This window comes from Arenibacter palladensis (assembly GCF_900129275.1).
In the GTDB taxonomy this organism is placed as follows: domain Bacteria; phylum Bacteroidota; class Bacteroidia; order Flavobacteriales; family Flavobacteriaceae; genus Arenibacter; species Arenibacter palladensis.
Genome location: NZ_FQUX01000004.1, coordinates 116,195 through 129,555 on the forward strand (window position 1 = coordinate 116,195; position 13,361 = coordinate 129,555).

Consider the following 13,361-nt stretch of genomic DNA (forward strand, 5'->3'; position numbering starts at 1 on the left):
AATTTATTCCTTTCCAAACCTGTTATTGGTTTTTACCAGCATCCTGTTCTCCTTGAAATCTACCCATTTCTGACCCCAAATTTTCCTCATAGTATTCTCAAATGGTCTCATAAAAAAAAGATTTCCAAACATTTTGGACAACAATACAGGATGTTTTGGCAAGGCCCTTAAGGTAATGGAAAATCCGCCATCCAGATATTTAATATAGTGCCAGTAACCACTGGGCATATAAAGGGCGTCCCCATGTTTCATCTCCACATATAACCCTTCTGCCTTTTTTAGGGCAGGATAGCGATCAAAATCAGGAGCATCCATATTTATGGATTCCAAATTATGGACAGCAAAAGGAACCTTGTACAGGTATTTCGTCTGCTCGGGCGGAAACAAAAGCACACTTTTGTGTCCGTGAAAATGGAAATGAAGCAGGTCTGACAAGTCCATGTCATAATGGGGGAGCACCACGGAACCTTCACCCCCAAAAAACATAACTGGCAGGCGTTTAAAAAATTTCAATCCAATATCCGGGTAACGTATATCCTTAATCAGTTCTGGCATTTTATCCAGGATATTATAGAAAAAAATACGAAGGTCGGTTGGTTTGGTTTTAAGGATTTCCAGATAGTCGTACAACTTCATTTCCGCTACCGGGGCAGCGGAGTTTTGTTTCCCTTTGGTAGGTTCGTTGTTGTACAGGGGAACGACTTGGTCGCCCGCCTTTTTCTGAATGTAATCTATATTCCATTTCTTGCGTGCAGGCCAATCCGAGGTGAGGTTTTCAATTAAAACAGGGCGTTGGGTTTTGTAATACTGATTAATAAAATCCTCTTTGCTAATAGAACTGACCCTTGTTATAGGAATGGTTTTAATCTGTCCCATATTAAACTTCTTGAGCTTTATTGACTTCCAAAATTTTTTCCAATAAATAATCCTTTCCCACTAACTCGGAACAGGTAATAATTGCTCCAATGGTTACACCTAAGATTCCGTGCATGTTTAAACTTTGGCCGGTAAATAGAAGGTTTTTAATTTTTGTTCTGGGGGAAACAAAGGAGTGTAGTGGATTGTTTACGTCTTTTACGTAACCGTACATAGATCCATTATGGGATCCTATATAATCCCTGTAGGACAATGGGGTGGACGCATATACGGTTTGAATGCAATCTCTTAGGTTGGGGAATTTTTTTTCCAATTCCGCAATAAAAATTTCTGTTTTATAAGCCTTGAACTCTTCATATGTTTGTCCTCTATCATTTTTGGATGCAACTGTATTAAAAGTGTTCTGCCAGTACTTAACCTCATCAAAATTCATATAGGTCATAGCTATTAAACTATCTCCCCATCCATCATCCTTTTTATTAATACCCATAGAGACCATATACCCCTCTGGCCAACTTTCCTGAGTATAATTCTGTGCATCCCAAACACGATCTCCATATTTAAAATGATAAAAATTCTTATTGTGATATTTAAAGGATTTGGGTTTTAGGACAATGTATACGCTAAAGGCCGAAATAACACTTTCAATGTTGTTTATTCTGTTGGTGTAGGATTTTCTAAAATTTTCCTCACCGACCATTTTTAAAGTAAGCTTGGGTTCTATATTCGAAATAAAAATATCACCCTTTATTTGCTTTCCATTTTTTATTTCCACCGAAGTGATTTCCCCATTTTCGACATTAAATTTGGAAACTTCATGATGTTTGAAGGTGTCGCCCCCAAATTTCTTTAATTGTCTAATAAGAACTTTGGTAATCTGACTTCCCCCATTAACACATCTGTAGGCGCTTTCTATATAGGAATTTACGGAAAGTGCATGTACATAAAAAGGGGAACGTTCCCCGTCACCTGCATATAGGAAATTTGTCCCCGCAAACACGGCTTGTAATTTCTTATTGTTGGTAAGAGAGTTGATATAGGTTTTGGCATTCAGTTTAAAAACGTCGTCTTGTCCATAGGAAGGATTGCCCTTGTTCAAATTGTATAAGGGAAACTTGGAACAAGTTTCCCTTAATTTTTTACTGTATGTTTTTATTGCCTTTTCCTCCTCTGGAAATTGGCTCAGGAGACTTTTCTCAAACCGCTCATAACCTTGGGCGTGCTTGTATTCCTTTGGGTCCCCTTCAAACGTGACTACATCAAAACCGTCTTCATCCAATTTTTTAAGCTTCAACTGGTCCATGATGCCCAAATACTTAAAATATTGGTTCAGGTTTTGGCCTTCGGAGAGTCCGCCAATATAGTGTACCCCTGTATCAAAGATGGTTTTGTCCCGGACAAAGGTTTGTAGGTTGCCTCCAAATTGATTGTTTTTTTCCAAGACACAGACACTATAACCTTCTTTGGCCATTATCAGGGCAGATACCAATCCCCCTAATCCGCTTCCAACAATTACAATGTCGTAATGTTCTTTCATAAATGGTATTCTTTACAAATTTCAAAACCAATTTTCAAAATTGGCTTTTGGCAGGTCTTACTCCCTTTAATAATTAAAATTGCTTCCTAATTCAATGCGAGGGTTTTAGACTCCTCCGAAATAGGCTTATTCTAGGCCCTAGTTTTTTCTAAGATAATAAGATTTTCATTTTCAAAGACATTTTTAAAACCAGTGGACAATATAATTCTTTCCAACAATTTTGCTCCGTCCTTTACCAAAATCAGTAGCCTAATATTATTTTTTATTGTTGGTGCCAGGCTATCCAAGTCCTGTATTTCCAAATCAATGATCATTATATCCGCAGGCATTGCCATAGCCTCATCAATGGTTTCAGATAAGGTTAACTTGGCTATTTGCTGGGAAATAAAACTGTTTTTTACAATCGGCCTTATTTCTTCATCTGCCAAGTAGGTGAAAATTTTACGATCTACGGCATTTAAAGATAATAGAAAATCCAGTTGCCCGAAATCTTTTGAAAGATGAATTATGGAATCGGAAGATCCAATGCGCTTTGAGATCTGGGCGTAAATTTTGGAATTGTTTTTTAAATCTTTTTTTACCGTACGGTAGATGATATCTCCTTTGTATCGATAATCCTCGAGAATTGTTCTGAGGAAATAAGTATCGCCTTCCACCTCATTTCTCAATGCCTGAAATTCAGATCTGAAATGGGCTGCGATTTTTTTATTGCGCTCTCTGTAGTTTTTACCGAAGCCTTGGTCTTCTGGGGAAATCCTGTCCAAGATCTTGACGGTTATGCTGCCATTTTTTATTACAAAACTTCCTTTGGGAAGCACTTCCGAATTTCCGTGTATCAATACAGGAACTATATCCATACTAAACTTTTCTGCCAAATAAAAGGCCCCTTTATGGAATCGTCTTATTTTGTTGGTCCGGGATCTTGTGCCTTCCGGAAAAGCCATTAATGAGTACCCTTGGGCAACCTTGTTTCTTAAATGTTCAAGGCCATTATCTATTCCTTCGGACACTGGATAAAATCCGGCCAGTTGTACGGCCTTGCCGAATATTGGGGATTTATACACCCAGTCGTTTACCAAATAAATAATCTTTGGATGTAGCATGCCGACCGCCAAAATATCTAAAAAAGAGGTGTGGTTTGCTATGATAATGGCAGGTTTGTTAAAATCCTCCCCGGATTGATTGATTATTTTTTTACTTACAAAGGGATTGGTATAGAGTACCGATTTCATAAATTTTGAAATGGTCCTATGAAACCATTTCATTTTAACTTTTTTACTAAATGGCAGTATTCTCATAAAGGTGACACTCCAAATGGACAAGAGTAGACCACCCGAACCATAATAACCAAATGAAAGGACGGAATGGACAAGTAATCGAAAGCTAATGGGGCGTTTCGCCTTACTCCCAATAAAGAGTAAAAATAATAATGGCTGTATGGCAAATGCTACAAAAACAGCTGATAGGATACCTATAAGCGATACAAGGCTAATGGAATGCAAGGCGGGGTGTTTTGCAAAAATAAGAACGCCAATTCCCAAAACCGTAGTAATGGCCGAAAGCAGAATGGAGGTTCTATGGGTGCTCAGAACTTCTTCTCCCTTACCGTATTCCTTGAGCAGTCCCGTTGTTATGAATATGCTATAATCTATACCCAATCCAAAGATAAAGGTGGAGATGATGATATTAAAGATGTTGAATTCTATATGGAACATGCCCATAATACCAATGGTGAGCCACCAGGTCAATAGAATAGGGATACTGGTCACCAAAACCAGGGAAAAACTCCTAAAGAAAAAGAACAGGATCAGGACTACTATACCAAGGGAGTAACCAATTAGTTTGTTGAAATCGTTTTTGAGATTGCCTAAAAACATTTCATTCATTTCCTGTCTATCGATGACCAATGTTGTGGGGTAAGCTCTAAAAATTTCTTTTACTTTTTCTCCATTATCCTCCTTTAATTTGATCAATGAGGTTACCGTGGTAAAATTATTGTCGGTAACCATGTAGTCATCAACGGGCAAGGCTGCGGCACTACTGTAATCCATAATATTCAAAAGCCTAAAATCTTTGTTGAGAAACGAATAGAATTTGTCAAAGGAATTGGGCTTGAATCCTAATTCAGTGCCGCTTTCCACAAGATTATTTTTTGTATTTTCAATGATATCCTTGTTCCAAAACTCCTTCCAAAGTTCAATTTTTTCTTGCTGCTTTTCTTTGGATAGGACTAGGTTGCCTATAGAGCTAAAACTAAGTATTTCCCCATTATTTCTTAGGCTGTCCAGGGCATAGGATATGGTATTGTTGGTTTGGAGGACCTTTTCGCTATCGTCCCCATAGACGGCCAAATAGATGGACTTGGAAGTTAAATTGGTAAGTGCATCCAATCTTTCCCTAGCCTGTACCAAGGCTGTAGGCTCATAGTTGAGCTTGGCAATATCCTTATTGAAGATTACCTTGTCGTGAAAAAAAATACTGGCAATCAAAAGACCTACTAGGATTGCAATGCTCCATCTGTTCTTGTGCAGGTTATAGGAGGCTATCTTATCCAAGAGGGTGTATTTTACCTTAAGATTATTGGTATTCCTATAAACATGTGGTATAAACAGAAGGGCAAAAATACAGGAACCAATGACGCTCACGGCGGCAAAAATACCAAGGTCCTGTAGGGCTTGCGAGTCTAGGAACAGAAGACACAAAAAGGCCAGGGCAGTGGTAATACTGCTCATGATAACGGGCTGGGCCACATCTGAGTAGAGGGTCTTTACGGAGGGGTTATTTCTTATTTGGGTAAGAATATGTAAGGAATAATCCAAGGTAACCCCTAGCAGCACAGAGCCTATCCCCAAGGAAATGGCAGAAATTTTCCCTCTAGTCAAATACAGTATGGCAACGGATAGAATAGCGCCAAAAAGGGTAGGGGTGAAAAGAATAATGGGAATAGTTAATTTTCTATAAAATAGGATAAGGATCCCCATTAATATGGATAAGGCAATGGTGACTGTAAGGCGTATATCCTTCTTAATTTGTTGTGCGTTGGCCACGGCTATTAGGGTGGCCCCGTAATATTCACTTTTTACCCTGTCCTTGTACAACTGGTCCAACTGATTCTGGGTCTCATAAAGCTCCGTCACAAATTTGGTGTTTTCAACGGTTTCACTGGAAGGGTGGGAAGGGGTGATAAATAGTAAAATGTTTTGAAGGTCCTTGCTTAGGAGAAAACCATCCTTAAGGGTAAACTGTTCCCCTATGCCCAAGCGACTTAATTTTTTTAGGGCAATGAAAGAAATGCCTAGGGGGTCTTTAAGTATCATTTCCTTGGCAACTATGCCAGAGGGGGAAATTAATGTTCTATAGTTTTTTTGTGTTATTTTGGCAATACTGTCCTTGTCGAGTTTTTTGGAAATGGTATTGTAGTCTTCCCTATCCAGCAGTAGAGGAGCATTATCATAGACAAACCCCAGGGTGTTTCCTAGATCTGAGTCATCTATTTTGCCCTGGATTTTTTTTATATGTGAAGACGATTTTTTAGATATACTATCCAGAAAATTATTTGCGTACTTTGTTAGTTCTTCAATGGGTACCCCTGGTTGTCGCACAATATTGACGATGATCTTATCTGAAAAATTTACCGATTTTAATACTTTTTGAACTTCTTCTGTCTTGCTATTGCTGGGTATAAGCTTGGTAATGTCTTCCTCGAATTCAATTTTGAAAGCAAAAAATATAAGGATTAAAAAAAGGGCCAGGAGCCCAATGCCGGACAGTAGTCTTTTCTTGGCCACATATTCATAAAACCTATATAAAAAACTACCCATTTTTAAGTGCAATATTTTTTCTATCAAAAATATTCAAAATAATATAACCGCATATTCCCGCGGCAAAAGCTCCTATAACGGAAAGGGTTATGCTGCCAATTATATAGGATTTTAAATGCTTAATTACTTCAAAATTGGCCCCTGCCTCCTCAAAGGTAAAATTAAACTCTGTACCCAAGACCCAGTGGCCTATTTTAAGGCTGATAAACAGCACAAAAGGGATAAAAGGAGGGAAGCTGACATTGGAAAAAGCGAAGGCAATGGTCTTGTTTAGTTTGAACAAGACGGCTAAGAATATAACTGTCAAGGTCTGGAAACCCCATAATGGTGATAGGCCTATAAGCACTCCCAGTGCAATGGACAGCGCCTTTTTTTCATGGGAATCGTTACTGCCAAGAAAGTCTTCATGGAAAAATCTTTTAACCCCTTTTTTTTTTATTTTGCGGATTAAGTCTCGTGGAAAAATATATAATAGGGTCAGAATTACCAAGTAGGTATTTAAAAGGCTGATTCTTGAAAAATCGGTGAAGGGTCTAAAATGGGATACCCTTTCAGTAACATCATAGGTTACTTTTATGGGAATATTCTTCACTTCTATGCCGTTCCATGCCGCCTTTACGATGGCTTCGATTTCAAACTCAAATTTTTTTGTAAAAAATTTGATGTCCTTTAAGGCGAGTAGTGGATATAGCCTATATCCGGATTGGGTGTCCTGAAGTCTAATCCCAGTTTCGACCCAAAACCAAAAATTGGAAAATTTGTTGCCAAAGCTACTTTTTTTGGGAACGTCTTTTTGTCCCATATTTCTTGCCCCTATATACAGTACATCTTTGGACTTCTCCTTACTAAGGTTGTTAATAAACACGGGTATATCATCCGGAAAATGTTGGCCATCGGAATCAATAGTGATGGCAAAGTGGAAACCTTGTTCCAGGGCCAATTCAAAACCTTTCCTCAAGGCATAACCTTTCCCTATGTTATTTGGAAGGGTAAGCGTATGGATATCGGGGAATTTGGCCAAAATATCGGAAGTGGTATCGGTAGACCCATCATTAACGACTATAACGTTTTGGGTGTATTGCAGCACCCCTTCAACGACTTTTTTTAGGGTTTTATGATTGTTGTAGGTAGGTATTATCACACAGCATTTAAGCTGATCCATAGCTTTAGTTGTGGATGTAGTAGATTGTGACACGGTTTTATTGCAATTTGGTTGTTCCATCCTGTAGAATATTACAAGACATGGTTCGCAAAAATAGGAATTACTGAAGTTAAAACCGTTGCTTTTCTTCAGTATTAAATCCTGTGGATTGTAATATATATGATTTTACAAAATCCCTGACCGCTTTGGAATTGGTCTTTTCGTAGTGGTCTAAAATGAAAGTTTTGTCCTCCTCAATGTTGGATCTATATTTTAAGAACTTGGGGGAATTCTCCTGTATACTCAATCTTAGGCACCTAATTTCTATATTTTCCGGTTTTTGGGATACCGCAAATTCCAGTAATAAAACCCCGTTTTTGAAAAGGTCTTTTCTTTCCGCATTATCCTTGGTGTATTTTGCCGTTAATGCAGAAACTGCACCCTTGTAAGCGACTAATATTGTATTGTCTTCCTTTGAGACAGTTTCCAGTTTATCCCTTAAAGCCAGGGCCGATTCACGGTCGTTGGTGGCCAATGGAAAATCTTTGCGGATCTGGTCTAAATCCGGTGTGGCAGGCGCAATGAAAACTACAAAAAGGAGAAAACAGATCAATTTCATTTAGGCCGCGCTTTTAAAGGTTGCACTTAATTTTAAGGCCACTGTTTCCCCAAAAATGGTCGTACTTTTTACCTTGAACAGGCCGTCTATTTCAGAAAGGTTGATATTTATCAAAAGGACTGGGTCTGTTTCAGGGTTTATAATGGCCATGAATTTTACGTTGGAGGCGACGGATAGAAACAAATCCTTTCCGAGACTTTTTTCCGTTAATTCCTTTATGATTTGAATCATACATACCCCAGGCATAATTGGTTTTCCGGGGAAATGACCCTTAAAAATTTCATGCTTGGGATTCAACTTGATTTGGGCCGAGATGCCTTCTTCGTTTGTATTAAAAGATTCCGTAGTATAAAGTCCTTCTATTAACATTATGGTCACATATTAAATTTATAGGCGAGTCCAATTTGGAATACCCTGTTCAATTGATTCTCCTCCGCATTGCCTCCATATTCTCCGGAGTCATTAAAATCTAAGTCTATCAATCCTTGTTTATATCTCAATTCCAATGCCAAACCAAAATCAAACTCATATCCAATCCCTCCAAACACGGCTAGGTCAATTGGAGTGATTTCTAAATTATCACCGTTGTCGTTAATAAGGTTGATAAAATTGTCATCGAAATTAATATCTAGACTAGGCCCCAAAATAAAATGGAACCCCTGATTTTTACTAACAAAAAATTTATTCGCTAGGGCAATGGATACGTAATTTATATTTAGGTCTTCCCCATTTCTATAGCTGGCAGTACCCCCTTGGTTGGAATATATGATTTCTGGTTGCATAGTATAGCTATCCGTTAATCGAACCGCTAAAAACAATCCTGTGTATAATCCGGATTTGTTGTCCAAGCCCGAATTCAGGACCTTGGCATTGTTCAGTCCCATTCTTACCCCTAGTTGCGACTTGCTTTGTGCAAACATGGTATAGGAAATGGTAAGCAAAAGACCGGTAAGCAGTAATTTTTTCATTTCTAAATGGCTTTTAAATCAATGGTTAACTTAATGTTTTTGTGCCGTATTTTAATTTCCCTTGCATGATCGTTTTCTATTTCCGCAAAAATATAGCTTGATTTGTCCTTACTTCCTTTTGTTTTCAATATTTTATGTAGTCGCTCATCAGCCGTGAGGTAAAAGTAAGTGTTATTCTTAAGCTTGGTCTCTAAGAAAATACTATCGCCCATTTTTCGGTATTGATTCAAGATCTTTGGATTTTCATTGATCAAAACAAATAAATCCCGCTTCAGTAGATTAATAAGAATCTTTTTATTCATTTCACTAGGAATAAAGTTAATTCTGAATTCGTTTTTGATGAACGAAAAATCGAATAACTTATTTCCCATTTCAGTGGTGAACACTACTCTATGGTGTTCTGGCCCCATTTTTTTTATAACAAATATTCCACCAAAGGATTTATCGGCGAAATTTATTTTGGCCTTGTAAATATAATCCATAGCAAGGTCTGAAAAATATGGATTGATTACAGTTGGCGTATGGCCGGATATACTTTCTAGATTGTTCTTTTTTGGAAAGGAGGCACAGGCAAACAGCAAGAGGGTTAGGCTAATTAGAAAATACTTCATTGTCCAAAGGTTTGTTGATCTGACGGTCTTCAAAGACAATTCTGGTATAATCATTAGTGGGTTCCACCATTTTAACCTCCATAACATCTGCCTGTTCCTTATCGAAGAACAAAATAAAAGAGGCTATATAACTTTTTATTTTTTCGTCTTTAGGAACAAAGATGACCTTGTAAAAATCAGGGCTTTTAAAGTAGCTCATTGTGAAATCCGAATCTTGGAACAAGTTGCCTTTTACACTATTGACAATTAATTGATTTATCTTTTTAAACAAGGCACTATTTCCTAGATCCATATTGCTTTTGCTTCCGGAATCGTTTATTAATAATTTATCGTCCTTAAAAATAATACTGTATTTAAAGGGTTCTGTATATTCCCATTTTACCATATTGGGAGCCTTAAATGCCATTTTACCCTGTGTGGTAATATCGTTGGACAAAAAGTCCAGATGCTTATACTGGGTAAAATTACTTTGGATAGTGATCGTGGCCTTGGACGTCTCATTGATCTTGGCCTTGAACTCCGCAATTTCGGTATTGTTCATATTACTTTCTTGAGAGAACAATAGGGAAGTATGGGCAATAAGGACGGCTAAAAATAAAAGGTTACGCATAGGCTTCGATATCTAACAATTGGTCCACGGTTACAGACTGCATTTTGTGCTGCTGTAAAAATAGCAATAACTGTTCCAATACTTCAACTGTTTTTTCACTACTGTCATGCAGTAGGATAATGTCTCCTTTCTTTATTTTGTTGGTAATGCGTTCCAGGATTACTTTTTTAGATCTTTGGGTTGTGTCCAAAGATCGAATATTCCAGCCCACCGTTGTAAGTTTCAATTTTTTGACCGCCTTGTTTATGCTGGGATTGGTTACCCCAAAGGCTGGTCTATATAATTTGGGTTCTAGACCTGTTACTTCTTTTATGGTAGTATTTGTTTTTTGGAGTTCCGATAGTACTTTTTGTGTTCCAAAAAAACCAAATTTGTTGGAATGTGTATAGGTATGGTTCCCAATAGTATGCCCGTTATCCACTATTTTCTTTGCAATTACACCATATTGGTTTACCTGTTGTCCCACACAAAAAAAGGATGCTCTGGCATTATATTTTTGAAGTAGCTCCAATACTCTAGGGGTAAAATTGGGATGGGGGCCATCGTCGAAGGTGATGGCAACCAAATTGTTGCGAATTTTTTTGTTGAAATGTAAGGCGGGGAGATGATAGTCCCAACGGATGTGGAAAGAGCCTATAATGGTTAGTGTTGCCCAAATGGCAACAAGCAGTATATATGCCCACCAACGTATTTCCCAAAAAAAATCCAATATAAGAAGGGTGGCGAAAGCTGCACTAAAAAGACCATTTATAATAGGATACTTCAACATCGGCGAAGAAGGGTGAAACTATGATTTTTACCTCTGTACTGATTGTACAGTAAAACATTTTCCAATCCCTTGATTTTAATGGGGTTTAGGGCAACTGGGCTCGGAATATGCTGGGTCCTAAGAATTTTGGCTCCCAACCAAAACCCAAATGCCGAGGCTGTGTTAAATTCACCACTTAGATGTTTGTAAGCCACTTGTTGGGTGTCTTTAAAAGGGCCATTGGTAAGCTCTGAATAATAGTTGTCATAGTCAATGTCTCCATTATTGCCACTTATCAACACATCAATATCTCCGAAGGTTAGGTTTTTTTCCTTTAAAAATACCTCAAGATTCGCCACAAGATCTGATTTGGCCAAGGTGTTATAGGTCTTTATACCCAGTAGCTGGGCATAGCTGTAATCTTGTTTTTTATTGGACAACACAAAGAAATTGGCACCTTCCCCAAATACAGCGCCACCGGTTTTGGAATGCAGCAGCTCTTTGGAATTTATTTTCTCCGGTTTTATATGTTGTATAAGTTTATGTATGGCATTGGTGTGGTCCCCGGATTCATCAACTCCGCCAACAAGTATGTTTTCCGCTTCCTTTAGTTCTAACTGCATAAAGGCATCGAGGAGGGCCGATTCAAAAGAAACACTGCTATGTACATAGGTGAAATTATATCCCTTGCAGCCAATCCCTAGGGCAATCTGACCTGCAACAGTATTATGGGTAGACTGTATAAACGAAGTAGGAGTAAGGAACTGCTCATTGTTGTCCAAAATGGCGGTTACAAATTTTTCGGAATCCCGAACGCATCCCATTCCCGTTCCGGTAATAATGGCATCTATATCTGTTAGATTTGCCTCCTCCAAGGCTATTTTAGAGGCAACTACCCCCATTTTTATACCCTTTGCCATTCTTCTAGCGGCTGCCGGGGGAATAAAGTCCTTATAGTTGGGTTCTATTACAGGGATAATATTGTCTTGGTACGTAACTATTTCTTCCAAAAAATCATTGTTGTCAAATGTTTTTTGGGCAGATATGGAACCGATACTGTTAATATAAACTTTTTCCATTAGTTGTTGGGAATGCCGATTTCTAATATATTATCTAAAAAGATCAAATGGTCCAAATGTAAATATAAGAAATCCTTCTTAAGGCTATTTTGAAAAAATAAGTGTGGAACAATTTCCTCCAAACCCTAAGGAATTGGACAGAACAGTGTTCAATGCTTTTTCTTTTAAGGTGGTTTGAGGGATCAGGGAAAACTCCTTCATTGGAGTTTTAAAATTTAAATTGGGATAGATAATGTTGTTTTGAAGTGATAATATTGAATATACGGCCTCAATGGCACCAGCTGCGGCCAAGGTATGCCCGGTATAAGCTTTTGTGGAACTAAACTCTGGTACATCTTCTCCAAATACACGGATAATAGCCCTTCCTTCGGATAAATCGTTGTTGCCGGTGGCGGTTCCATGGGCATTGATGTAATCTATGTCCTTTGGCTCCAATCCTGCAACGGCAAGAGCCTTCTCCATGGCCAAGGTGGCACCATCCCCATTTTCGGAAGAGGCCGTTTGGTGATATGCATCGTTGGCATTACCATATCCGACGACATATCCCAAGACTTTTTTCTTTTCCTTTTTTACTAGGAATTCAGATTCCAACACTAAATAAGCAGCAGCTTCCCCTAAATTGAGTCCTTTTCTATTTTCGTCAAAAGGTGTATTGTAGGTGTCGGACAATATCATTAAGGTATTAAAACCATTGATAGTGAATTTGGACAAACAGTCGGCACCACCAACAATTACCCTATCCAATTTTCCGGTTTTAATTAACCTTGCCCCGAACATTATGGCGTTCGCTGCAGAGGAACAGGCTGTGCTGATGGTCGTGACCAAGCTTTGGTCTATGCCCAATTGTTCCGCTATTTTGTCCGTAGAGTCCCCGGCATGGTGGCCTTCAATGTATCTTCTGTTATCCTCGCTTTCCAAGTAATCGTAATAAAACTTTTCGGTCATATCCATGCCTCCAACACTGGTGGAAGAAATAAGGCCTGTCCTGTAGGCTTTTATATTGGTTATTTTGGCATCTTCAAGGGCTTCTTTAGCTGCAATGGCTCCCAATAAGGCCGTCCTGGAGTAATTGTTGTTGGGGCCCAAACCCAGTTTCGCTTCCAATTCCCCGTTGGTGAATTCAATTTCACCAACCATAATACTGCCTTTGTGTACGGTGTCTATTTTGGAGATATGGGAAATTCCTGTTCTACCCTCCAAAAGTGAACTGTAATTCTCGGCCACATTGTTTCCAATAGCCGAAATTATACCCATTCCCGTTATAGCTACTCCTGTGGACATGAATTTTTTAATTTAAGGTATAGATTTCCTTGCATCTAACCAATATCGTTATTCAGTAAATAAACACCTT

The 13,361-nt window shown here is 38.4% G+C and carries 12 protein-coding genes; all 12 read right to left on the bottom strand.

Features of this window, described 5'->3' with window-relative positions; translation table 11 throughout:
* Positions 1–3 precede the first annotated feature (3 nt).
* The 12 genes from BUA60_RS12740 to BUA60_RS12795 all read right to left on the bottom strand — a co-directional run bounded on the left by BUA60_RS12740 (position 4) and on the right by BUA60_RS12795 (position 13,291).
* Positions 4–876 carry a cupin-like domain-containing protein gene (locus BUA60_RS12740; protein ID WP_072862237.1) on the bottom strand — a complete coding sequence of 291 codons (873 nt, stop codon included), beginning with the start codon at positions 874–876 and terminating at the stop codon, positions 4–6.
* A 1-nt stretch (position 877) separates the two neighbouring features.
* Entirely contained in the window at positions 878–2,413 is a 1,536-nt protein-coding gene (locus BUA60_RS12745; RefSeq protein ID WP_072862239.1) for a phytoene desaturase family protein, read from the bottom strand.
* A gap of 131 nt (positions 2,414–2,544) precedes the next feature.
* The gene (locus BUA60_RS12750) at positions 2,545–6,234 is read right to left on the bottom strand and encodes a 1-acyl-sn-glycerol-3-phosphate acyltransferase (RefSeq protein WP_072862241.1); all 3,690 of its coding nucleotides are present in this window, start codon (positions 6,232–6,234) and stop codon (positions 2,545–2,547) included.
* Positions 6,227–7,396, bottom strand: a complete 1,170-nt coding sequence (locus BUA60_RS12755) for a DUF2062 domain-containing protein (RefSeq protein WP_072862718.1) — start codon at positions 7,394–7,396, stop codon at positions 6,227–6,229. The genes BUA60_RS12750 and BUA60_RS12755 overlap by 8 nt, the downstream gene beginning before the upstream one ends.
* A gap of 109 nt (positions 7,397–7,505) precedes the next feature.
* A complete protein-coding gene (locus tag BUA60_RS12760; protein WP_072862243.1) occupies positions 7,506–7,994 on the bottom strand; it encodes a hypothetical protein in 489 nt (162 codons plus the stop codon).
* Positions 7,995–8,363 carry an ApeI family dehydratase gene (locus BUA60_RS12765; RefSeq protein ID WP_072862244.1) on the bottom strand — a complete coding sequence of 123 codons (369 nt, stop codon included), beginning with the start codon at positions 8,361–8,363 and terminating at the stop codon, positions 7,995–7,997.
* A gap of 5 nt (positions 8,364–8,368) precedes the next feature.
* Positions 8,369–8,962 (bottom strand): porin family protein, encoded by a 594-nt coding sequence (locus BUA60_RS12770; protein ID WP_072862245.1) that lies wholly within the window; start codon positions 8,960–8,962, stop codon positions 8,369–8,371.
* 2 nt (positions 8,963–8,964) lie between these two features.
* Positions 8,965–9,573, bottom strand: a complete 609-nt coding sequence (locus BUA60_RS12775) for a flexirubin biosynthesis protein LolB2 (RefSeq protein WP_072862246.1) — start codon at positions 9,571–9,573, stop codon at positions 8,965–8,967.
* The gene (locus BUA60_RS12780; RefSeq protein WP_072862248.1) at positions 9,554–10,183 is read right to left on the bottom strand and encodes a flexirubin biosynthesis/transport protein LolA2; all 630 of its coding nucleotides are present in this window, start codon (positions 10,181–10,183) and stop codon (positions 9,554–9,556) included. Before BUA60_RS12780 ends, BUA60_RS12775 begins: the two co-directional genes overlap by 20 nt.
* Positions 10,176–10,952: a polysaccharide deacetylase family protein gene (locus BUA60_RS12785; protein ID WP_072862250.1), complete on the bottom strand. Its 777-nt coding sequence runs from the start codon at positions 10,950–10,952 to the stop codon at positions 10,176–10,178. Before BUA60_RS12785 ends, BUA60_RS12780 begins: the two co-directional genes overlap by 8 nt.
* Positions 10,946–12,010, bottom strand: a complete 1,065-nt coding sequence (locus BUA60_RS12790; protein WP_072862252.1) for a beta-ketoacyl synthase N-terminal-like domain-containing protein — start codon at positions 12,008–12,010, stop codon at positions 10,946–10,948. Before BUA60_RS12790 ends, BUA60_RS12785 begins: the two co-directional genes overlap by 7 nt.
* 84 nt (positions 12,011–12,094) lie before the next feature.
* Positions 12,095–13,291, bottom strand: coding sequence for a beta-ketoacyl-[acyl-carrier-protein] synthase family protein (locus BUA60_RS12795; RefSeq protein ID WP_072862254.1), 1,197 nt, complete (start codon positions 13,289–13,291; stop codon positions 12,095–12,097).
* Positions 13,292–13,361 lie beyond the last annotated feature (70 nt).